We start from the raw sequence: 23,397 nt of genomic DNA, 5'->3' as shown, positions 1-23,397 counted from the left end.
AGGATGCCATTTAGGTTCTTATATCTTTGCGGTACACTTAACCAGAAGCCCATGGGTGCATCCATCCCTATCTCAGACCAGGAATTGCATGCCTTGCTGAAGACCAACGAGGCGCTTTTCATGGAAACGCTGTTCAAGCAATACTACACCATGTTGTGTCGTACGGCGGTGCGTTTCACCAAGGACACCGAATCTGCTGAAGATCTGGTACAGGAAGTGTTCTGCAAAATATGGCAGAACCGTGAAGTACTGGAAATCAGTACATCGTACAAGGCCTACCTTGTGCGGTCCGTCACAAACCAGGCCCTCAACTACATTGAGAAACAAAAGCGTTTGGTGCTTTCTGAAGACACGTCTCCTTATGAATCAACCGTTTCGGCTAACACTACGCTGGAGTTGCTGGAAGGTTCAGAGATGGAAGGACGGGTACAACAAGCCCTGGCCGCGCTTCCGCCCCAATGCCGTCTCATTTTTGAGATGAGCCGGTTTGAGGAGCTTACCTATAAGGAAATTGCAGACACCCTGCAGCTTTCTCCTAAAACCGTTGAAAACCAGATGGGTAAGGCTCTTAGAATCTTGCGGGAGCATCTTTTATTACTGTTTTTAACTTCCTCTCTCCTTATCAATTTATCTGAGGCAAGTAAAACTTTAACATTACTTTAACGAATTCTTGCGGTAGACATAGGGGTTTTTAGGGCCTTGCTTGTCTTACAGATACCACGACACTAACAAACCAATGACACAAACAAAACTTGATACCCGTGAAAACCCGGAATGGGTTTTAATGGCTAAAGCGCTGCGTGGAGAGTTATCTGAACAAGAACAACTGGAGTTTTCTGCCTGGTTGAACGAAGACGATGCTCACATGCAACAATGGGCCGATGCTCTGGAAGTTTGGGATGAGGTGGGCACCGAGCAAAACGTGACCTTCCAACCAAACGCAGAATTGGCCTGGGAAAAACTCTGCTCTAAAATTGAACTGCCAACTGAAACTAAAGTCATTCAGCTGGTACCAGAAGAGCCCACCTTGAAAATTGAACGATCAGAGGATGGATCAGAAAACGAAAGGTCTGAGCCGGTAGTTAGACAACTCAACCCCTGGAATACCCTATACAAGTATGCAGCAGCGTTTGTTTTGGCCGCTGGTTTAGCTTGGCTAGGGTATTTGCAATTTAATACCTCTTCTGACGCCTGGACCCAGATTGCCACTACCGCTGGTCAGCGCCAACTGATCTACCTGCCAGACAGCAGCCAGGTTTTCCTGAATGAAAATTCCAGATTACGTTACCAGACGGCATTCAACGGGTCTGAGCGCAAAGTGGAACTGGTAGGCGAAGGCTTCTTTGAAGTACGGAAAAATCCGGAGCAGCCTTTTGTGATCCAAAGCGGCAATGCCCAGACCAAGGTGTTAGGTACTTCTTTCAATGTACGGGCGGTAAAAGGTGAATCTGACGTAACGGTGGCCGTTAAAACCGGTAAAGTTGCCTTCTCTTCCCTGAAAGACAAAAAACAAGTTCTGCTCACCCCTGGCTTTACGGGTGTGCTTTCTGCTAACGGAAGTCTGGTAAAGAAAGAAACTGTGAAAGAGACCGGCCTGGCCTGGCAGTCTCTGGAGTTTGAGAATACCTCTATCAAAGAAGTGGCTGATCAGTTAGAAAAGTATTTCAAGGTTTCCATTGAAGTTCCAAACCAGAATCTACAGCAATGCACTTTCACCGGAACCTTTGAGAACCCAGAGTTGAAAGAGATTTTATCTGTTCTGGTTGCGTCCTCAGATGTGAAGATTAACCGGTCTCAGGCAGGAGTTTATACCATTGAAGGTGCTGGATGCCAATAGTACCTTTGGCCTGCAATGGCCTGCTGTGAACCATGTATTTCAGAACATTTTCTAAACTGATTGTCTCTTTCTGTTCATTCGCTTTTCTGACGTCTTGTGACATCTTAGGGACAGGACCCTGCATTGAAGGCAGTGGAACTGTAAAAACAGAAACAAGAGATTTACCTGCATTCAGAGGTGTAGACATGCGCATTGCTGGCAATGTCTACATCACTGGAGGGTCTACGAACGAGGTAAGAATAGAAAGTTTCTCTAATCTGCTGCCTCAAATCACCACCGAAGTTATTGGCAATACCCTGGTCATAAGATCAGAATCTTGCCTGGAGTATGATAATGACGAAGCAAGTGTATACATTACCTTGCCTTCTATTGAGAATGTAGAGCTGAAGAGTTCTGGTATGATAAGGGTACAGACGGTACCCTCTGCCCAGAAGCTGAATGTAAACTTATCGGGTTCAGGAACCATACGGTACCTGGGAAGCATCCCTAAGATGAACCTCTTGCTTTCTGGTTCAGGAGATATCATCCTGGAGGGTTTTGTAAACCACCTTGAAACTAACTCCAGCGGATCGGGAAGAATACAGGGATATTTTCTTCATACCGATACGGCTTTTGTCAGGTCAACCGGGTCAGGGCACCAGCAAATCTGGGTAGACAAGTACCTGGATGCTACGCTTTCAGGCAGCGGGAATATCTACTATAGAGGCTACCCTAACCTGATCTCTACCCTCACCTCAGGATCTGGCAAAGTCATCAACGACAACTAGAGCCTACATAGAAAAACAAAAGAAAAAGCCCCAGAGGAAAGCAGTTTTCTCTGGGGCTTTTTCTTTTGGTATATACTAGCAAAAGGCAGCAGCTATTCAAGAGCTAAGCTTCTGCTTCATGATAACACCTTGTCACTTCACGTCTGAGAGCTAAACTAAAGCACTATTCATTTTCAAGCTGTTTTTACAGAATTAGCTAAGAAACAGAGCTAGTAGAGGTACAGTGGATATCCCTTCCAAAGGGAAGAAAATCGCTGAATAATGGTTTAAAGTTTACTATATTTTAATAATACTACTTTGTAAATATTCCTGAAATTTTGATCTTAGCAAGTTCAAATTCCCCTACGGTTGGCATTAGAAACTTTCAATCTACAGGCGTTGCTAAGACATGCTTTCATATTCCTATGTGCGGTATTCCTGATCCTCACCTCACAGAGATCAGTGGCACAGGAATCTATGACCGAAGTGCCTATATCCTTTCAATACCAGGGAAGATCGTTAGAACAGGTACTGCAAGATTTAGAGAAAAGATATGGCCTCAACTTTTCCTACAGCAACAGCCAGCTTCCGCTCTCCTCTACTGTAAACTGTAATGCCACTTCTCTGCCTTTAAGAAGGGCTCTTCAAGTGCTTTGTAACTGCGCAGGCCTTTCCTACCAGATCATTGGAGAACAAATCGTACTTAAGCCCAGAGTGGAGCAAACTGCCCAGGCCTCTCTTAAAAGCTATACCCAAACCCTTAGAGGAACAGTGATTGACGCTGGGCTAAGAACCCCTCTTATAGGCGCCACCGTAGTCCTGGTTTCTGTTGATCCTATAAGAGCAGTTAGTACTGGTATTGACGGTTCTTTTTCTTTTGATAAGTTACCTATTGGCAGACATAGCCTGAAAGTAACCTACCTGGGATATAAGGAAGGGGAAGTGTCCAATATCATGGTTGTCTCCGGAAAGGAAACGGTAGTACCGGTGCAACTCGAAGAAAGCTTTGTTCAGGAATCGGAGGTATTGGTAGTGGCAGAAAGGGATAAGTCCCTCCCGCAGAACCTGCTCATTTCTTCCAGTGTGCATACCTTAAGGCCAGATGAAATCAACCGGTTTGCCGGCTCAAGGCAAGACCCCAGCCGAATGGCAGCGAACTATGCGGGAGTATCCAGCGCGTCAGACCAACGGAACGACTTGATTGTACGAGGCAACTCTCCTTTAGGGGTTTTGTGGCGCCTGGAGGGAGTTGAAATCCCTAATCCCAATCACTTCACCTTCACTCCTAACACGGGCGGTGCCTTCAGCCTCTTGAACAATAACCTTTTGGCGAACTCAGACTTCCTGACCGGAGCTTTCCCTGCTGAGTATGGCAACCGAATTGGAGCGGTGATGGATGTGCGGCTTCGGGAAGGGAATAACAAAAAAGTGGAGAATACCCTTCAGCTTGGCCTGAACGGCATGGAGGTGGTAACAGAAGGCCCTTTGGTGAAGAAATGGGGCGGATCATTCCTGGGTAGCATGCGCCTCTTCACCTTCCGTCCGCTGGAGAAACTTGGCGTGGATATTGGCTATGACGGCTTGCCAAGGTACCAGGATGGCTCGTTTAAAATCGTGCTCCCCACTCCCAAGATGGGCAAATTCTCTGCCTGGGGCATTGCCGGGAGCAGCAATGTTACCATCTATGACATTGACGAAGACACCACCACGTGGGGCAAAGTTCGCTACCGGTTAGAGCCAACCCTAAACAACCAGATGTATGCCTTTGGGGTACACCATACCTTCTCCAGAGTACCCAAAACCGTAACCGAATTGATCGTTTCTACCTCAGGGAGCCAGGTGGAGGCCACCAGTATTGCCACGTACAGGAACCTAACCAGTAAGTTGTTCTACTACCTTAGAAACTATGAAAGGCAGCTGATCACCAGGTTCAATGTCACGCACAAACCTACAAACCGTATCTTGATCAAAAGCGGGTTTACCTGGCAAAAGATGTACTACAACAACAAGGAAATCATGTACCAGGACCCCAGAGACGTCTATGAATTCCCCTTAGATGCCCAGGGCTCTGCCTCCCTTGTGCAGGCATATCTGCTTTCTAAATATTCCCTTACTCCCAGACTGGATGTGCAGGCCGGGTTGTATACCCAAAGGTTTTCAATTGCAAACAGATCTGCCTATGAGCCCCGGGTCTCCTTAGATTATTACCTGACTGATGCCCAAAGAATCTATCTGTCAGCGGGCCTACACAGCCAGACCCAACCCTTGGTTTATTATGAATACAGGTTCTTTTCCCAGGAAAGGCCCGAATACAATCAACCGTACAACAAGCTTGATTTCACCCGTAGCCGCCAGGTGGTGTTAGGATATAATCTGAATGTGAATGCTTCCTGGAGGTTAAAAGCGGAGGCTTATTTCCAGTACCACTACAAGGTACCGGTGAGTAAGAGAGCGGGAGAAGAGGCTTTCTCCATGTTAAACTTAGGAACCGATTATAGTTTTGTCACCGTAGATAGTGTTGTAAGCAAAGGCACGGGCAGAAACTACGGATTAGAAATTACCGCTGAAAGGTTCCTCAAGAACGGGTTCTATGCCCTGGGCAACCTTTCTTTACTAAGGTCAAGATACACCGGTGGTGATGGCAAAGAAAGATCTACCACCTTTGATATTGGGTATATCTCAAACTTCCTGGTAGGTAAAGAAATCAACCTGGATGCTGAAAAGCGGCACCACCTTTCGGTTGACCTTAGAGTTAACTTTTCGGGGGGAAGAAGGTACGTACCCATAGATTCCTCCAAAACAAGCCAGGAGCCAACCAATAAAATTTACTATGATGTGGCAAATGCCTATAAGCCACAATTGAAAGATTATTTCAGGACAGATGTTAGGGTTTCCTACCAACTAAATACAAAGAAAACTACCCACTGGATATTTGCTGCAGCAGACAACTTTTTAAACAACCAAAATGAGTTGTATTACGGTTGGGATTTGGAAGAGAATACAGAAAAAGTGTATTACCAATTAGGCATTTATCCGTACTTAGGTTACCGTATTCAATTCTAAGCTACATCTTATTAGTTTTTGGACTTAATTCCTAGAATACGCCTAAAATCCATTCCTGCTTAGAAATCTCTTTACTTACAAAGATTATCTATTAGCATCTAACTTTTTTAATTAGTAGATAAAATTCGGTAATAAAAATCTATAATTAATCCTGAATAAACACTAAATTACATTTAGCTATCTTTTATTTCAATATACAGCAGTACTCTTAATTTTCTCCAGAATCAATTCCCAGAGATGTTCGTAAGGAACTATTTCAATTTCAGCGTAAGCATCACCAGGCGGAATAGTTTTTTGTAGTTTATTGTACAGATAATTTCCCTTCTTTTGCGTTTCAGCAGGATCAAAATTAGCTCTTACCAAAATAGTTAATAATTTAAAAAAGATTCTGCTTCGCTCACTGAAACTGTCTTTAAAGTGATGTTGTGCATATTTCTTCAGAGACTCCACCCTATATTCTAGAGCCTCAAAATCTACGATTTCCAGAAAGTACATTACCTGAAGGATTAGAATTGCCACATTAAATCCTTCTTTGTCTTTGCTGTAGATAGGAGCATTATGAACCAAGTTCTGCCATTTGAGAGGCTGGTCTGTTTGGGGAGCCACCAAATGCAAATAGGCTTCAAATAAGGCCCATCTCTCCTGAGCAAGTTTATTAATCTTCTTTATAAATGGGTTCGTCTGCACTTGATGCAGCAAGAGATGTGCAGCTGCATATTTTTTGGCGTGAATGGCTAACAGGGTATAGTTCTCCATAAAGGCGAACCAGTTATTACTTGCCGGGTTAAAAGAAGTGATATAATTACTTGCTAATTCAAGTCCCTCTTCCAGCCTTTTAGATCTCAAATGAGCATAAACCTGAATAAATTGATTATACCTATGATCAAACCTTTTGGCTACATTCTGGTGTTCTTTTAATATCTGCTCAGACAACTTAGTTAAAGTCACTATTTCATCAAAATTTCCAGTAAGTTCATGCAACCACATAGATAATTTATAATAGTGGTTGAAGGTTTCATAGGTTTTGGCTTTAACCCAAATAGAATTCATTTTGGTTAGCACATGATCAATATTTTTCAAGTATGCTTTTCTTGCTGCTATGGAATGGCTTAGCTCAATATTAGCTTCAAAAAAGAGCATTTCTGATTCTTGATCAGCAGCCAGTTTCTTTGTGAGCGTTTCTAATTGGCTGGTAGTTTTATAAAATAAATTCCTTTCTTTCAGGTTCACATAAGAATGCACCATCAATCTCAAACATAAGGTAGAGGTGAAGTTGAAGTCATATTCAAGCGTTTTAGCCAATGCTTGTTTAAGGAGAGGGAGGGCCAGCTCGTAAGCCCCTGAATCTATCAGAATTCTGGCCTGGTAGAACTTAGCCAGGCAATTTTGTTCTATGGCATGCGGAGTCTGCAAGCCATCTTTCTTATCATCAATGAAGAAGAGGTGGTTCATCAACTTCTTTCTAAGCCGTGACTTCACCATCTTCAACCCACCTTTTTCCACTCCTTTGGATTGAGCATAAAGGATTGCTTCTGCAGACTTATCATCTGTTACCCTCCCTGAAACAATCTCCTGGTAAAGCTTTTTTTCTTTGGAATTATTTGAAAATGACTGACTTGGCACACCAACTCTTTTTTCAATAATTTGTATAAGCTTTTTTAATTCTTCCATAATCCGGGAACAGATTCTATCCTTTTGGGTCTACCCTGATGCGTAATCAGGCATCTAAAATATAAAAACCTTTACTTTTTTATCGATAAAAATTCAAAACACTAAAGCTTGTTTTTACCTAATTTTTTAACTAAATCATACATTTAAAAAAAGGCAACTTTCCTATAAATTGTTTATTTTATATTTATTCTTATTTGATTCATAGTTATTCTTAGTACAGTTATTTCCTTTATTCAGGGAGTGCAATTGGTCACCTTTGTCTTAAACTTAAAAATTAAACAAAGCCATGGTAGAATTACTTCTCGCTCTGCTCCTTCAACTTACAGTAGTTACTGGAAATACTACTAATACTAAAGAAAAAGATAAATCTTCTTCAACAGCCAGCACCTTATCTACAACCTCATCCACAACTACCACCACCAGCACTCAACCTACTTCTGGCGAAGTTGGTTATGGCGGAACTGGTACTTGGGACACAAGAGACTAAGCTTTCTCTTTAGTATTGCAGTAAAGAAGTCTTTCAAGCATATTGAATATTATATACTAAAATCGGCTAAGGCTTATTGGGACAAGTTTTGTAATATTGAGCAGGGTGGAAAACCTTTTTTTAACGCTTAATATGACAAGAACCTGCGCCAAAAGCCTTAGCTTACTTTTTATATGGCTTCTGTCCTGCTCCTCACCTTCCCCGGATTCGGCGGTAAGAGTACGGCTAGCGCAAGACCCAGAATCTTTGCATCCGCTGAGCTATGGCAATGCCAACGCGCTGCAAATATTTAATTTAGTTTACCAAAGTCTCTTAACCGTTGACCTGAAAGACAACTCCGTTCAGCCTCTTCTGGCCGCGGGCTTGCCCCAGGTACGCAGAGATGATTCCCTGGCCTACTTTACTTATACTATAAGACCAGAGGCCCGGTGGGACAACGGTTCCCCCATTACGGCGGCCGATGTGGCATTTTCCCTGAAGCTGCTGCATAGCCCTCTATTAGATAATGAGCGTTGGCGCGCCCAGTATCATTTCATCAAAGACATTCAGGTAAACAAAGAGAACCCCACTTCGTTCACCATTGTCTGCTCTGGGTACACCCCGGAAATGAAACTGATGAGCGGCGATTTTTTTGTTTTTCCCGCGTACCAGTTTGATCCTAAAGGTACGCTCGCTGCCGTTTCATATAGCCTGATCCGGCAGAAGTTTGATTCGCTATCGCAGACTTCCACGTTCAAAGAGTTCGCCGCTTTCCTGAACAATCCTTCTATAGCTACTGATACCGCTACTATCAAAGGCAGTGGTCCCTACCAGTTCATTTCCTGGAACGCAGGGCAAGCGGTCATGCTGGATAGAAAAAAGACCTGGTGGGCAGACAAAGTTGCCACAAACAAAAAGACACTGATTGCCAATCCTTCCCGCATTGTTTTTCAGATCATCCCGGATAACGCCGCCGCAGTGCTGGCTTTGAAGGCCAGGCAAGTGGACCTGATGGACAATTTGCCCTTGGTCACTTTCCAGGAAATGAAGAAAGACCCGGCGTACACTCAGCACTTCAACTTCTATTCTCCCCTTTCCTATGACTTAGTGTATATGGGAATGAACGGGACCAATCCGTTGCTGAAGGATAAAGTCACTCGGCAGGCTCTGGCGCATCTGGTGAATGTTCCGCAGGTAATCAAAACCATCCAGGGGGGGCTGGCAACTCCTACAGTGGGATTGATTCATCCGAAGGAAAAAGAGTTCTACCATGGTTCATTGCCTCCTTTCGGTTTTGATCCCGAAAAAGCAAAAACACTCCTGAAACAGGCGGGCTGGCAGGAATCATCTTCTGGGTGGGAAAGAAACGCTAACGGAAGAACTCAGCGGTTAGAACTGGAACTGCTGCACCGGGCGGGTAATTCTGAATTCGAGAGCTTTGCGCTTTTGTTCCAGCAAAACGCGAAGGCCATCAAAATTCCGGTTACGCTGCGGGCTCTGGAGAGCAGCCAGATCAGTGAACGCCTGAAGGCCAGAAACTATGACCTTTTCCTTAGAACGTTGGTAAGCACTCCCCTTTCCTATAACCTGGTGCCCATTCTTCATACTTCCAATGCCGCCGAGGGAGGCTCCAATATCACCGGGTTTGGTACCCCAAACACAGACCAATTGCTGGAGAAGATTGCCCAGGAAGAAAGAACCCAGGAAAAAGCGGCCTTACTGAAGCAGCTCCAGGAAAAGATGCAGGAAGAAAGCAATTTTGTGTTTCTGTACTTCATGCAAAACAAATTAGCGATCTCAAAGCAGATCGACTCGGTGGTGGTTTCCAGCCTGAAGCCGGGCTATGATTTGCTCCGATTCACGAAAAGAAAGTAAAAAACGGAATGACCTTGCCACAAGTAAGCCTGCGGGTATTGAAATTCTTTTTCACCCTTTGGTTTACTGTTTCCTGTGTGTTTCTGGTGAGCAGGTTACTTCCTTCGGTCAACAATCCCAGGGGGCTTGCCGATGCTGATTCAACCGTTTACGGCACCTCTAACCAAAACACGCTGCAAAAGATCACGTCAGATTACTTAACCCGCACCGGTTACAACCGTCCGCTGTTTTACTTTAGTTTTCAGTTAAAGGGGCTGGAAACAGCAGAAAACATCAAGCCTATGGCTGAAGCTACTCGGTGGCTCTCTGCGGCGGTGCTTCGGCATGGGGTAGTTCCTTCCCAAGCTTTTTACAAGGAATGGCAAAACTGGAAAAAGACGGCGCCTCCCGAAAAAGTTAACCAACTGCAGGAGCATCTCCAGCGCTGGGCAGGAGCCGAATTAAATGAAGAAATTTCTTCTCTGAAAAAAATGATTTCCCGGTTTCTACAAACCACTTCATCGGATGAAAACAGCCTCTCCAAGACCTGGGGCAAATTGATCAGCCAGAACGCGCCTCTCTCTTATCATTTACCGTTGCTCAGGTGGCACGGGAAAGACAACGTCTATCATGCCTGGCTATCTGGTCTTTTACAAGGTGACTTAGGTACTTCCACAGTAGACTATAAACCGGTTTATCAGAAAATAGGAAGTGCCCTTCATGTGTCGGTTGGGTTAGGATTGTTGGGGTTGCTCCCGGCCCTACTCGCTTCTTATCTATTGGGGTTCGCTTTTACCTTACACCCCACCAGCGTTTACACCTCCGTTCTCCGGCATTTTCTGTACTTCCTGGATAGTGTCCCCGGGTTTATGATTACGCTGGTGGTGTTCGGGATTTACTTTCTGGCGGGTGGCTCCCTGCTCGTTCCTTTCAGTTCTGGGGAACCTGACTTGCTTCAAACCATGGGCACTCCTCCCGTTCTACTGGGCGGATTGTGCATTGCGTTCTTTATCATTCCGCATTTGACGTTGCAGTTCTATCATTCCCTTCAAACGCAAAGCCGAAGTTTGTATACCCGTACCGCTATGGCCAAAGGCTTGTCTTACCGCAGGTCTTTACGGGTACACGCCTTGCCTAATGCCTTGGTACCTATCCTCACCCTGCTGAGCGAAGTAGTGATAGGGTTGGTTTCCGGAGTGCTGATTGTGGAGATCACTTTCTCCCTGCAAGGCATTGGGTCCCTGCTGGTGAAATCCATCTTATCAAATGATTATCCGGTGGTGGTGGGCATCACACTTTTTCTGCTGGTTTTTAGGTTGGCGGTGACCACCTTCACCGATTTTCTTTACCTGGTACTTGACCCCAGAAACCAGAGCAACACCTGACGCACGTGGAGAAACCCAAGACACCTTCCCCTTTGGCCTGGAAAGAGAAACTCGCTTTTCTCTGGCTGGTCCTTTTCACCTGTGCCGCCGGGCTCTCCCAGGTTTGGATCAGCTTGGGATACGATGTGCAGGCGGTGCCTGAAGAAGCGTACCGGCCACCTTTCCGGTTAATGCAACACCTGCTGGGTACCGACCAACTGGGCCGGGATGTGTTGTTGTACCTGATCCATGGTTGCCGCACCAGCTGGCTTCTGGCGTTCCCGCCCATGGCCCTGGCAACATTGGTGGGAATCCTATCCGGAACAATAGCCGCTACTTTGGGAAATAATGGCCTGAAAATCTCTTTAGGCAAACTGTTCCTGAGCGGTCTGTTGCTTCTGGCTCTATTCTACTTTTACCCACTATTTCAATGGAGTACCCGGCAATGGTCAGGTGCTTTTCAGTTCGCGGTGTACATTGGTTGCGCACTTATGATTTCGTACCCTCTGGTTAAGGTAAGCCAAAAAAGCTTTTTCAAATGGGGCAACAAGAAAGTGACTATCCCGGTAGACGAGGGGCTTCAGAAAATAATAGGTATTTGGGCTACTTTTCCCAAACTCCTGCTTTTGTTGATCCTGACGCTGTTTACCCCTTTCTCCATCCTCACGCTCATGTTCTGGATTTGTGCCACCTACTGGGTACTGCCTGCTCGGGTTTCCAGGGGAATGGTGCTACAACTGCAAAAGGAAAGCTACTATGAAACGGCGCAAGCTTTGGGGATTCCTTTCAAACGGGTCTTCACGCACTTCATGTGGCCACAACTGAAAGGACCTCTGCTTACCAATTTTTGCTTTGCAGCCTCGGGCCTGCTGGGTATTGGGTCTACCCTGGCCTACCTAGGAATTGGCCTCCCCGCTGATGTTCCTTCCTGGGGAAAAATGCTTGCCAACGCCCGGTTTTCGTTGGAAGCTTGGTGGCTGATTGCCTTTCCCTCGGTGGTTTTGCTAGCCAGCATCTTTAGTTTGCAAGTCATAGGCCACAAATTCTCTTCACAAGCTAAGGCCTAAACGTTACCAAAACACTCTTTTACTTCTAATTTTTAAATCTCCTTTTGAGTTTATTGGTCTGTTTAAAGAATATTTATATAAATAATCCAAATCAACTCAGAGGTACACTTCATTAAATCCTAGTTAATTACACCTGTATCCTTTCCTGTTTCCTGATCATCCTTCCCGCTAATATTGTATCATAATAAAGAGCAAATGGAGATGAATATTACAGGGTTAGGTTTTACAGCTGCTTCTCAAAAGCAATTCAAGCAGAATGCAAGCTTTAACAGCCCTTTGAAATCTGGAGGACAAACCACTAAAAGAATTGTCAACCAATTAGAAAGCTTCTCCTCTGCTTCTGTTAGCAACATAGTAGAATTTAAAACCGGCCAGTTATCAGATGGCTTTGTATTGGATGGCTACTTCTTAGGGACTTTTGAATTTGACTCCTTAACTGGTCACCCAGGAATTAGATATTAAGATATATATTTTTCTTCCGTAGCCCCCCATACGGAAGTAAGTTCTTGTTTCAGTTTTTTTGTTGTTTGTCTGTTTGCCTGCCGACTTGTCACCGGCAGGCATTTTTTTGCCTATCCATTTTGGAGCTTCAGTCTTCCTCAGAAAACTCAAAAACTGATTTATCTAGGTTATGCTTTGGCTCAGCAACTTACCTGGATTGATTATGAGAAAATTTCTAAATAAAATTTTACCAAGAGTATAACCCTACCAGAAAATTGCCCGTAAAAACCGGTACCATCATATCTAAACAGGCTTAAAAGTAGTTGCTCACTATCCGCTTGCGCTCTGGCGACGAACTACTTTTAAGCTTATTTTTTTGCCTCTTTTTCTGAAAACAAGCAAAAACCAATCACCGCTTATCTCCTACCAACCCTACATTCTATTTAATAGCCTTTAACTCTTAGATACAGCATTTTGCCTTGGAACCTGACTCCAAGGTTTCTTTACATCAGATTTTCTTACTTGGAAAAATTATTTTCAAACTGTCCTTCCAAGCTCAGAAATACACCCTAGCTAGATTTGGCTTCTCCATCAGTTAACCAATAGGCGCAGTTTTGGTGCGAAAGCCTACAGGCTCTCCACAACCGCTCTGTACCCTCGGCCAATCGGGATGGAAATTCCGTTTACCTCAACCATTTCATGAGTGTATGATTCGATTTTATTGAGAGAGACAATGAAAGACCTGTGAATCCTTTTGAACAGATGCGCAGGCAACAGGGCTTCTATCTCATGCGTGCTCATCTTGGAAAGGTAAGCTTCTTTGGTAGTCACCACTTTTATGTATTCCCGCTGGCTTTCTATGTACACAATCTCAGAGAACAGGATTTTGACCTTCTTTTTCTGAAAATTCAGGAAAACATAATCTTTCTCCTGAGGCTCACTTAGCGGTAGTTTTTCCTTCTGGTGAGATTTCACTTTGGTCACCGCCACCAAGAACCGTTCAAATTCAATGGGTTTTAACAGGTAGTCGGTGACGTTCAGGTTAAAGCCCTCTACTGCGTATTGGTGGTAGGCAGTGGTAATGATCACGGCGGGCGGATGCACCAATGTCTTCAGGAAGGCCATTCCCTTGAGCTTGGGTAAGTGGATATCCAGAAAAATAAGATCTATGGCATGGTCGCGCAGGTAGTCGGTTGCAAGCAGAGCATCTTTGAAAACGTGCTTCAGCTCCAGAAACGGTACCTGCGCAATGTAGTCTGACAGGATTTTTACGGCCAGAGGCTCGTCTTCAATGATGATGCAGGTGATGTGGGACATGGCTGGCCAGGTTTATTTTCAGAGTGGCGGTAAACTCGCAATTCCCTTGTTGCACAGAGAGGCTGTAGTCTCTGTAGAGCAGTTCCAATTGGCGCCTCAGGTTAGAGAGCCCTATGTGTTCTTTGATGGGGGCTTCTTCGGGCAAAACTTCGGTAGAATTCTTTACAACAAACACTAGCTGCCGCTGATTGACCGAGAGGTGGATGTCTACAAAGGGCCTTTGCCTGGTTTCTGATACCCCGTGTTTGAAGGCATTTTCTACTAAGGGAATCAGCAACAGCGGGGGCAAAGACTGTTTCATATCTTCCACGTCATAGTTGAAGTTTAGCTGCAAGGAGGCATCGTAGCGCAATTGCTCCAAGGCAAGATAATCGCTTATCAATTTCAGTTCCTGTTCCAAAGCTATATACGTTCCACCAGCCTCATACAGCATATAGCGCAGGATTTTTGACAACCGCAAAATTGACTCGGGAGCCAAGTCAGACTTGTCTCTTGCCAGCGCATAGATGTTGTTCAAGGTATTGAACAGAAAATGCGGATTGGTCTGGGATTTCAGATAGTTCAGCTCGGCTTCCTGTTTTTCAATTCGTAACAACTGGGCCGCCTCTTTCAACTTCCTATATTGGTAAATGTGCCTGATTACCCCAAAAAAGACCACCGAAAAAATACTTGCCCCAAACTGATCTCCCAGCCCGTGCGAAAAGGTAGAATAAGTAATAAAAGAAGTATGGATACCTGCCTGAATCCCTAAGGCTCTCCAGGCATATAACCCAAAGGAAAACAGAAAGAATTGGCCTAGCAGCAACGCAAGGGACTTTAGTTTCTTTCTGCGCGAAATCCTGGGAAGAGTGAATTCAAAGAAGATAATATTCGCTGCCGCAATGTAAACCGCCCGCCAGATTTCATTTACTGCCCATAGCGGGAACTGGGCAGTATGCGTCACCAGATCCACAAACAGCCATAGCCCCAGGTAAGCTGCTCCCACCCATAGGTAAAACCTCAATTGTTTTTTATCTATCGCTAAGTTCATCTGGCCATTAGGGGTAAGTTCTCTTGTATGCTACCGGTAAAGGAGAAAGCAGTTCTTTAGGACTACCTGTTCCAGTAAAGTTTTCTCTTCCAGTAGCCTCTCTTCTAAAAATACAGCAAAAAGGCCCTATTACCGTTGGCTTACATCTGCAGTTTGTATACCCTAACCTGCTGTCTGTTGACACTTGCCTCCAGATTACAGCTATAGGAGCTATCTTATATCCAACATAAAGGTACTAAGAACATGAAAAAGAGCTTACCCATTCTGATTGCCGGCCTTTTGATGGCGACCCACCTGCTGGCCCAGGTGGAACCCGCTGCCGGCACCTGGAGAACCTGGTTCATTCCATCAGGCAAGGCCTACCGGTTGGCTCCCCCACCCTCTTACAAGGAGGAAATTGCGCAGGTACTTACCCTTCAACAAAACCTGGATTCTGCCCAAAAACAGCAGATCATTTACTGGAATGCGGGCTCGCCCAGTTACAGGTGGTATGAGATGATCTCGAAATTATGGGTGATCGACACCACCTACAATGGGGCGCTGGCGAACATGCTCCTGAACGTCTCCGTGTACGATGCCACCATTGCCGCCTGGGATACCAAATACGCCTATAACCGTCCGCGTCCGTATGCCGCCAACAGCCGCATCGAGGTGTACGCCCCTAAACCAGAGAGCCCAACTTACCCCTGCGAGCATTCTGTGGCAGCAGGCGCGGCGGCCACTATCATCGCTCATTTTTACCCTGCTTTGGCAGATTCGGTGCAAAAAATGGCGCAGCGGGTAATGGCTTCCAGAGTTGCGGCCGGCGTGGCTTTCCCCAGCGACACGAAAGCGGGCTATGAACTTGGCAAGCGGATTGCCTTACATGAAATAGAACTCACCAGGGATTATACCCCTAAAACTGCCTGGGATGGGAAAATACCGAAGGGCACAAAGCTATGGAACGGAAAAAAACCGATGTTTCCTTTGGCAGGCCGAAACAAAACCGTGGTGTTAGACAGCAGCAGCCAGTTCAGGCCAGGTCCTCCGCCCGATTTTGACAAGGAAATGGCTGAACTCAAAGCCTACAAACCAACCTTCCGGGCAAAAGCCAACGCTTTCCATTACGCCAGCCAAAGCGGCGAAGACGTACTGCACAGAAAGATATTTGAGTATAACTTGCACCTCAACCCTCCCCGTGCTGCCCGCATTTATGCTTCCACCGCCGTTGCTTCCTATGATGCCTTCGCCGCCTGCTGGGACGCAAAATACGCCTACTGGGGAATTCGCCCAAACCAGTATGACACCACCTATCAGTCTCTGCTGCCCACTCCGCCCTTCCCCGGTTACCCCTCGGGACACGCTATGATAGGGGGCGTAAAAGCCGAGCTGTTCTCCTACTTCTTTCCCGCAGACCGGGCGTTTTTTGAGAAGATTGCGAAAGATGGGGCAGAATCTAGGTTCCAGGGCGGCATCCATTTCCGTTCTGATAATGAGGTTGGGCTTGCCTTAGGCAGAAAAGTTGCGGCCGCCGTCATCCAGAAACTTAAAACCGATGGTGCCGACCAGCAACAGACCCTGGCCAAACGAAAACAGCCCTCCTCCAAATCAATGACCAAGAAATCGCCTTGAGGGCAAAGGAGGTTCCAAGGCAAAACTGTTTATGCCCTGTTATCTTTAAAACAGGCCATAAACAGTTTCGCCAAACTCCATCCAATTTAGCCCATTCTGGTGGGAAACCTGATAGAAAAGGTATAGCCTTCATGGCTTGTGTAGATTGTCTCGCAGGAATAAGGAATATGCAGGCTCCCTATAAACAAAACTCTGTACTTTGTCACAAGGCTTCGGTCAGCGTAGTGGATGGCACTTTTGTCGGTAGTCAGGCAAATCTTGTAGAAATTCTTGCGGCTGTAGATGCGGGTGGAAGGCTATTGTTTTCAATCTGGAAGAAGTTAAATCACTCAAACTTCACTACTTGGTTGAATACCTATATCGAACGCACAGTTAGGTATTCCTTGGAACAAAGTTTAGATTTCCCATCCTACTTAATAGTTAAAAGCAATTAAACCTGCTGCTTTGGAGTTTTAACAATCTACACTATATTTGTATATTAATTATATAAAATTATATTTATTATATTTTAATTTAATAACTTCATAATCTACACCCTCTGAAAGAATCCGTTTTCTGCTTTTTAGGGGAAAATGGTTTAAAAACAGGCTCCATTCCAAGACAGCATTACCCAGATTAGATGAGCTTTTGCGGTCATCTGACTTTATCTTATTGGTCCACCCCAAGCTTCGGCTTGTTCGTTCTCCTGCTCTACGTGTCATTGTAAACTTCCCGTTTTTCTCACCAGAGGCAATTTCAGTAATAAAAAAGCCTCCCATTGTTGAGAAATGTTCACTTGCCGCAGTGGGGCCAGAAAGCCCTTCATCGTTTGGTACAAACTCTTTTTCCAATGGTTACCACCACTACACTTTACAGCTTGTTGTTATTTAGTTTAAAGGGTATGGCCCTCCTGGGCTTTGAGCCTCTGGACACAAATTCAAAACACCGTAAAATCAATGCAGTTGAAAGCACTCACAGGGGTGCTATTTTTTTTGTCCATAAAGACCTTGAAACAGGTTTTGACCAATTGGGGTATGGCTTTACAGAAGCGGCCCCACTCCTTACCCCCACAACCACCCACCCGCAAGAGGTGCTAGCAAGCTCATTACCCGCCCGGGTAATGTTAGGTCCTTATTTACAGATGGGCAACAAAACGGCGGTAACCCTGCGCTGGAGAACAAATATCCCCACAGATTCCAGGGTGAGGGTAGGCACTTCTTATGGCGCCTATACCCGTTCTGCCACTGACCCTGTCCTTACCACCAGGCATGAGGTCAGGATTACTGGTTTGACCCCAAATTCAAAATACTTCTACCAAGTAGGAAGTTCTACGCAGTTCTTCCAGACCGACAGAAGTAATTTCTTCAGGACAGCCCCACCAGACCATGTTGTAAAAAAAATCAGGATTGCGGTGTTAGGAGATTGCGGGGAAGATGAAAACGGGAACCGATCCGGCACTTTAAACTCTTACCTGCGTTATGCGGCCAGAAACCCGGCGGAGCTGTTGCTGATACTGGGAGACAACGCTTATCCCAACGGCAGCGACGGCGATTACAGAAGAGAGTTTTTCGCCCCATTTGGCGGAAATATCCTTAAAAACCACATCTTATTCCCAGCCCCTGGCAACCATGACTATGAGTCCATCTCCCCGTTAACCGCCCGGGATAGAGGCGGATATTACACCAACTTCTCGGTTCCAACCGCCGGAGAGTGCGGCGGGGTTGCCTCCGGGACAAAGGCCTTTTATTCTTTTGATTGGGGTAACGCGCATTTCATCAGTCTGGATTCTTACGGCGTAGAAGCGGCCGACCGGACCAAACTCTATGACACAGCGGGTGTTCAGGTAACATGGTTGAAAAAAGACCTGCAAGCCAACCGCAAGAAGTGGGTGATCGTGTACTGGCACCATCCTCCTTTCACAAAAGGCAGCCATAACTCTGATGTGGAAGATGAACTGAAGAAATTACGGGTGAACTTCATCCGAATTCTGGAGCGCTACGGGGTGGATCTTGTGCTCACCGGCCACAGCCACAATTACGAGCGGTCTTATCTATTGAACAATTATTATGGCCCCGAGACCAGTTTTGACCTGACTTCCCACGCCAAAAGCAGTTCAACCGCCCGGTATGACGGCAGTCGCAACTCTTGCCCTTATATCACCCCATCAAACCGAAAAAACCGAGGAACGGTGTATGCCGTGGTTGGGTCTTCCGGCGCCTCGGGCAGGGTACAGAGTGGTTACCCGCATAATGCCTTGCCATTTGCAGTGAATGACGGCGGAATGCTCTACCTGGAGATAGAAGCCAATAGATTGGACGCCAAAATGCTGCGCAAAGATGGCACTGTATTCGACCGGTTCACTATCATGCATGACGTGAACAAGACCATCACCAAAAACACCTCTCCCGGAGCAACCACGCAACTCACCGCCTCCTGGATTGGCACCTACCGGTGGTCAACCGGCGCCACTACCCGCAGCATTACCGTAAACCCCCAAACAAACACCACCTACAAGGTAAGCGACCAAAAGAGATGCCTAACAGATGTGTTCCATGTAAAAACGGGATTGATTGCACCAATAGCCGGTATCTCAGAAAATGCGGAGGGTATTCAAAGCCCCATGCTGGAAATATACCCCAACCCCGCCCGGCGAGGTTCTGTCATCACCCTTAAATCCAATAGCTCTGAACCTACGGAGGCTTCTATTTCAAATACCAGCGGACACATCCTGTACAATTTACAGTTTACGGGTACAAGGGAAATAGACACCAAAAACCTGCCAACCGGGGTCTATATCATTTCCTTAACGGAAGAAGGGCAACTCAAGAAATACAAATTTGTAGTGATTGATTGAAGCCTGTATCATCTAAGCTAAAGCCTACCTTGGGAATTTAGGATCAGTCAAGGCATCAACCAGAATCCTAGAAATGAATGGCAATCCGTGTCCCGCTAATCAAGGTTAGGCTAACACCTTCATCGTAGCTTTTAAGTAAGTCCGCTTTCACGCACCTTCCTCTGGCGACGCCTCTTCCGCCGGAGGGAGGCGCTTGAGCAGGACCTTGTCGATTCTCACCCCATCCATGTCCACAATCTCAAACTCGTGACCGGCGTGCGTGAACACCTCCCCCGTTTCAGGAAACCTGCCCAAAAGAAAAGAAATAAAGCCCGCCAGAGTAGAGTAATTCTCCTCGTCCTTGGGTACCACTTTCTGCTTAAGGGCCCTGTTCAGTTCCGCTACCCCAATGGAGCCGCTAACCAGCAGAGACCCGTCCTGCCTTCTCACTACATCGGGCTCGTTTGCTTCGTAGGCATCGGGTATATCTCCTACAATGGCCTCCAGAATATCATGGAGCGTGAGAATTCCCTCCACCGTGCCGTATTCATCAATGACGATGCCCAGGTACTGCTTGCGGCGCTTGAACAGGTTAAGGGCCGTATTGGCCGGCATAGACTCCGGGATATAAATCGGTTTCTGGATTACTTCCCTTAAGTTTCCGCTTTTGCCCCTGGCCAGGAACTCATAAAAATCCTTAGCCGTGAGCACGCCCACCACCTCATCCAGGCCGCCTTCGGTAACAGGGAACTTGGAGTGGGCACTGGCCTTAATGGCCTCCCTGATGCTGTCCAAGGGCTGGCTGATGTCAATGTATTCTACTTCGCGCCGGTGGGTGCGCAGATTCTTGGCTTTCAGGTTAGCGAAGGAAAAGATATTCTGGTGAAGCCGGGTCTCTTCCCGGGCCAGTACTCCCTGCCTGCCCGCTGTTCTGATAATCTGGCGAAGCTCCTCGCCTGAGAGTCGCTCCTCTCCTGGTTCTTTGATCCCGAGCGCCTTGGTGGCCAAACTGGTGGAACCTGAGAGCAGCTTTACAAGCGGCATTGTTAAGGCGGTAAATCCTTTGATAATGGGCGCTACTGCCAGCGCGATGGTGTCTGCGTTGCCCAGCGCAATGGACTTTGGAATCAGCTCCCCTATCACAATGGAAAAGTAAGTGATCAGGCCGATGACCAGGACCACCGAGAGCGTATGGGCATAAGGTGCCAGAAAGCTGATGCCAGAGAGCCACTCCCGCATGTCATCTGAAAGTGCTGCCCCCCCGTAAGCCCCCGACACGATCCCGATCAGGGTGATGCCTACCTGAATGGCAGAGAGAAAGTCCTCCGGCGCGTCCAGCAGCGCCATGACGGCCTTGGCGCGCCCGCTGCCTTCCTTCGCCTTCTGCGCCATGCGGGTTTTTCCTGCAGAGATGATAGACAGCTCTGAAAGGGCGAAAAAGCCATTGAGCAAGGTCAGGAGCAAAATAATAAGGATTTCCATTGGTTCGGTTACGTGAGGCGAAACCACTAAGTTAATTTAAAACCAGTTACCACAACCAGAAAGGGTACTCCGGAAGAATGCCAAAGGGCCCAGCTTACTACAGCTTCCCAGGTTGGCAAGAGCCTTCCTCCCCCCTTTTGCTACATAAAAGAGCATCAGATAAGCCCCGGTAGTAGCTCATTTCAGGACTGCAGACATAGGTAATCATCCGCTTTTCTTACGCCTTTTTTGGATTTCACCTCTGATCTACCCCATAGCAAAGCAGCCTTTCTCAGTTCGGGAATACAACCAAAGCGACTTACTTCCTGTAAAAGTGTAAATACTATCCAAAAAAGTATAAACCACATTATACCCCCTACCTATGAAAGCACTCGTGTTCCACAAAATCGGGGACGTCAGCGTTGACACCGTTCCCGACCCGATCATCGAAGAACCCCGCGATGCCATCATCCGGGTCACCTCCACGGCCATCTGCGGCTCAGACCTGCACATCTATGACGGTTTCGTGCCCCAGATGAAGGACATGGTCCTGGGCCACGAGTTCATGGGGATTGTGGAGGAGGTTGGCCCCGGGGTCACCAACCTGAAGAAAGGAGACCGGGTGGTGGTGCCGTTCCCCATCGCCTGCGGGCACTGCTTCTTCTGCAACAACAGCTGGCCCACCCAATGCGAGAACTCCAACCCCAAGTACGGCCCCGACGGCGGCTTCTCAGACCAGAAAGGGGCCGCCCTGTTCGGGTACACAGACCTGTACGGGGGCATCAACGGGGGCCAGGCCGAGTACGTGCGCGTACCCTACTCAGACTTCGGACCGCGGAAGGTGCCCGAGGGCCTCACCGACGAGCAGGTGCTGTTCCTCACCGATATCTTCCCCACCGGCTGGGCCGCAGCAGACTGGGGCCGTATCAGGGGCGGCGAGACGGTAGCCATCTTCGGGGCCGGGCCGGTGGGCATCATGGCCGCCAAGTCGGCGTGGCTCATGGGCGCCGGCCGGGTCATCAACATAGACATCCAGCCCTACCGCCTGGAGATGGCCCGCCAATCGGCCAACTCCGAGACCCTGCTGTGGGAGAGCGAGGACCAGGTGGTAGACTACATCCGCAGCATCACCGAGGGCCGCGGGGCCGATGTCTGCATTGACGCCGTGGGCATGGAGGCCGACCGTAACTTCCTGGAGAAAGCCAAGGCCGTCATCAACCTGGAGAAAGGCACGCCCAAGGTGTTGGAGACCTGCCTAAGGGCCGTCAGGAGAGCCGGCGTGGTGAGCGTGGTGGGCGTGTACGGCTCCCCGTTCGACAACTTCCCCGTTTACCGCTGGTTTGACAAGGGCGTCACCCTCATGGGCACCCAGGCCCCGGTGCAGTACTACATAGACCACCTCATGCAGCTGGTGGTAGACGGCAAGGTGCGCCTGGACGACATCATCACGCACACCTTGCCCCTGGCCGATGCCGCGCACGGCTATGACATCTTTAAGAATAAGGAAGACAACTGCGTGAAGGTAGTCCTGAAACCATAAACCCCTGCTTTTCAAAGTTTACTATTATAAAAAAATAAAATCACTTTAAGGAAAATCAGCCCTGAAACGGAATAACGGCTTGGGCCTGGTTTTCTCCGGTGCCCCGGAACCAACCCCGTTTCGGGGCTTTTTCCCGGAAAACAGGCCCAAAACACAATTACGCCTAAACAGCGTAGAAACCAAGCGAAGAAGGAACGAGGGGGAATAAGGAGTAAATCAAAAAAGTAAACCCAAAACGTAAATAGAATGGGAAACAGACTAGAAGGCAAAGTAGCCATCGTGACCGGCGGCGGAGCGGGGATCGGCGAGGCCATCTGCAAGAAATTTGCCCGGGAGGGCGCCAGCGTAGTGGTGGCCGGCCTGCCGGAGGACCCGGTGGAGCAGGTTGCCAAAGAAATCATGCAGGAAGGCGGCACAGCCATCCACTTCACCGGCGACCTCTCCCTGTGGCCCGTGGCCCAGAGCTGCGTGGACCTGGCGGTGAAGCAGTACGGCAAGCTGGACATTCTCATCAACAACGCCGGCGTGTTCGTGGAGACCAACTTCCTGACCGACTACACTGAGGAGGCTTTCGACTACATGATGAGGCACAACGTGAAGACCACCTTCCTGATGTCCAAGGCGGCCCTGCCCCAGCTGCAGAAAACCAAGGGCAACATCGTGTCAGCGGGCTCCGAGGCCGGGGTGCTGGGCATCCCGCAGAACGCGCCCTACGGGGGCACCAAGGGTTTCGTGATCGCCTTCACCAAGGGCCTGGCCGCCGAGCAGGCCGCCTACGGGGTACGCTGCAACGTGGTGGGACCCGGCCCCATAGACACCGCTTGGACCCACAAGGAGCTGGGACCTATGGACGCCAAGATGGAGAAGCTCAACAAGCAGGCCAACCTGACCGGCCGCCGCGGCACCCCCGAGGAGGTGGCCAACGTGTACCTGTTCCTGGCCTCGGACGAGGCCTCGTTTGTGACCGGGGCCCTTTACATGGTGGACGGCGGCATCACCATCGCCAAAGGCCCGGCCGGCGAGGAAGCAGATTCTTCCTTCAAACAGGAACCTGCCGGCGACCTGAACCTGCAGCACTCCATGGACGGACACACCTCCATCAGAAATGAATCATGAC

General features: G+C 47.6%; 18 protein-coding genes and 1 pseudogene. 14 read left to right on the top strand and 5 right to left on the bottom strand.

Annotated elements, in window-relative coordinates; all coding sequences use genetic code 11:
• The first annotated feature begins 51 nt into the window (after window positions 1–51).
• The 5 genes and pseudogenes from JT719_RS00375 (at window position 52) to JT719_RS00360 (ending at window position 5,646) form a co-directional block, all read left to right on the top strand.
• The gene (locus JT719_RS00375; protein ID WP_207429984.1) at window positions 52–663 is read left to right on the top strand and encodes an RNA polymerase sigma-70 factor; all 612 of its coding nucleotides are present in this window, start codon (window positions 52–54) and stop codon (window positions 661–663) included.
• 73 nt (window positions 664–736) lie between these two features.
• Window positions 737–1,837, top strand: a complete 1,101-nt coding sequence (locus JT719_RS00370) for a FecR family protein (RefSeq protein ID WP_207429983.1) — start codon at window positions 737–739, stop codon at window positions 1,835–1,837.
• A gap of 32 nt (window positions 1,838–1,869) precedes the next feature.
• Window positions 1,870–2,604, top strand: a complete 735-nt coding sequence (locus JT719_RS00365; protein ID WP_278251830.1) for a head GIN domain-containing protein — start codon at window positions 1,870–1,872, stop codon at window positions 2,602–2,604.
• 456 nt (window positions 2,605–3,060) lie between these two features.
• Window positions 3,061–3,273 (top strand): annotated as a pseudogene (locus JT719_RS25605) (DUF4974 domain-containing protein); the annotation flags it as partial.
• A gap of 24 nt (window positions 3,274–3,297) precedes the next feature.
• Window positions 3,298–5,646 (top strand): carboxypeptidase regulatory-like domain-containing protein, encoded by a 2,349-nt coding sequence (locus tag JT719_RS00360; protein WP_207429979.1) that lies wholly within the window; start codon window positions 3,298–3,300, stop codon window positions 5,644–5,646.
• 189 nt (window positions 5,647–5,835) lie between these two features.
• Here the strand turns inward: JT719_RS00360 and JT719_RS00355 are convergent, their stop codons facing one another.
• Window positions 5,836–7,317 carry a hypothetical protein gene (locus tag JT719_RS00355; protein ID WP_207429977.1) on the bottom strand — a complete coding sequence of 494 codons (1,482 nt, stop codon included), beginning with the start codon at window positions 7,315–7,317 and terminating at the stop codon, window positions 5,836–5,838.
• A gap of 286 nt (window positions 7,318–7,603) precedes the next feature.
• Here JT719_RS00355 and JT719_RS00350 point away from each other — a divergent pair, with 286 nt between their 5' ends.
• From JT719_RS00350 to JT719_RS00330, 5 genes are all read left to right on the top strand, one after another.
• Entirely contained in the window at window positions 7,604–7,804 is a 201-nt protein-coding gene (locus tag JT719_RS00350) for a hypothetical protein (RefSeq protein ID WP_207429975.1), read from the top strand.
• Between the two features lie 132 nt (window positions 7,805–7,936).
• On the top strand, window positions 7,937–9,658 hold the full coding sequence (locus JT719_RS00345) for an ABC transporter substrate-binding protein (RefSeq protein ID WP_207429974.1): 1,722 nt from the start codon (window positions 7,937–7,939) through the stop codon (window positions 9,656–9,658).
• An 8-nt stretch (window positions 9,659–9,666) separates the two neighbouring features.
• Entirely contained in the window at window positions 9,667–11,022 is a 1,356-nt protein-coding gene (locus JT719_RS00340) for an ABC transporter permease (RefSeq protein ID WP_207429972.1), read from the top strand.
• A gap of 5 nt (window positions 11,023–11,027) precedes the next feature.
• Entirely contained in the window at window positions 11,028–12,068 is a 1,041-nt protein-coding gene (locus JT719_RS25480; RefSeq protein WP_207429970.1) for an ABC transporter permease subunit, read from the top strand.
• Between the two features lie 195 nt (window positions 12,069–12,263).
• Complete coding sequence (locus JT719_RS00330; protein WP_207429968.1) at window positions 12,264–12,530, top strand: hypothetical protein; 267 nt, start codon at window positions 12,264–12,266, stop codon at window positions 12,528–12,530.
• A 606-nt stretch (window positions 12,531–13,136) separates the two neighbouring features.
• Here JT719_RS00330 and JT719_RS00325 read toward each other — a convergent pair.
• Together JT719_RS00325 and JT719_RS00320 are read right to left on the bottom strand one after the other, a co-directional pair.
• On the bottom strand, window positions 13,137–13,826 hold the full coding sequence (locus tag JT719_RS00325) for a LytR/AlgR family response regulator transcription factor (protein WP_207429966.1): 690 nt from the start codon (window positions 13,824–13,826) through the stop codon (window positions 13,137–13,139).
• Window positions 13,798–14,856: a sensor histidine kinase gene (locus JT719_RS00320; RefSeq protein WP_207429964.1), complete on the bottom strand. Its 1,059-nt coding sequence runs from the start codon at window positions 14,854–14,856 to the stop codon at window positions 13,798–13,800. Before JT719_RS00320 ends, JT719_RS00325 begins: the two co-directional genes overlap by 29 nt.
• Window positions 14,857–15,099: 243 nt before the next feature.
• On the opposite strand from JT719_RS00320, the gene JT719_RS00315 reads away from it, so the two are divergent.
• Window positions 15,100–16,467 (top strand): phosphatase PAP2 family protein, encoded by a 1,368-nt coding sequence (locus JT719_RS00315; RefSeq protein ID WP_207429962.1) that lies wholly within the window; start codon window positions 15,100–15,102, stop codon window positions 16,465–16,467.
• Between the two features lie 482 nt (window positions 16,468–16,949).
• Here JT719_RS00315 and JT719_RS00310 read toward each other — a convergent pair whose 3' ends face one another.
• Window positions 16,950–17,297: a hypothetical protein gene (locus JT719_RS00310; protein WP_207429960.1), complete on the bottom strand. Its 348-nt coding sequence runs from the start codon at window positions 17,295–17,297 to the stop codon at window positions 16,950–16,952.
• A 269-nt stretch (window positions 17,298–17,566) separates the two neighbouring features.
• Here JT719_RS00310 and JT719_RS00305 point away from each other — a divergent pair, with 269 nt between their 5' ends.
• Window positions 17,567–19,300, top strand: coding sequence for a metallophosphoesterase (locus tag JT719_RS00305; protein ID WP_207429958.1), 1,734 nt, complete (start codon window positions 17,567–17,569; stop codon window positions 19,298–19,300).
• Window positions 19,301–19,447: 147 nt separating this feature from the next.
• On the opposite strand, the gene JT719_RS00300 is transcribed toward JT719_RS00305, so the two are convergent.
• Window positions 19,448–20,761 (bottom strand): hemolysin family protein, encoded by a 1,314-nt coding sequence (locus JT719_RS00300; protein ID WP_207429956.1) that lies wholly within the window; start codon window positions 20,759–20,761, stop codon window positions 19,448–19,450.
• A 361-nt stretch (window positions 20,762–21,122) separates the two neighbouring features.
• Between JT719_RS00300 and JT719_RS00295 the strand changes: the two genes are divergently transcribed.
• Entirely contained in the window at window positions 21,123–22,280 is a 1,158-nt protein-coding gene (locus JT719_RS00295) for a zinc-dependent alcohol dehydrogenase (RefSeq protein WP_207429954.1), read from the top strand.
• Window positions 22,281–22,526: 246 nt separating this feature from the next.
• Window positions 22,527–23,396 (top strand): SDR family NAD(P)-dependent oxidoreductase, encoded by an 870-nt coding sequence (locus JT719_RS00290; RefSeq protein WP_207429952.1) that lies wholly within the window; start codon window positions 22,527–22,529, stop codon window positions 23,394–23,396.
• Window position 23,397: the final 1 nt, after the last annotated feature.

Origin of the sequence: Sabulibacter ruber (assembly GCF_017355955.1) — a bacterium.
GTDB lineage: Bacteria > Bacteroidota > Bacteroidia > Cytophagales > Hymenobacteraceae > Nibribacter > Nibribacter ruber_A.
The sequence above is the reverse complement of the archived record's forward strand: the minus strand, read 5'-3'. Positions and strand labels throughout refer to the sequence as shown.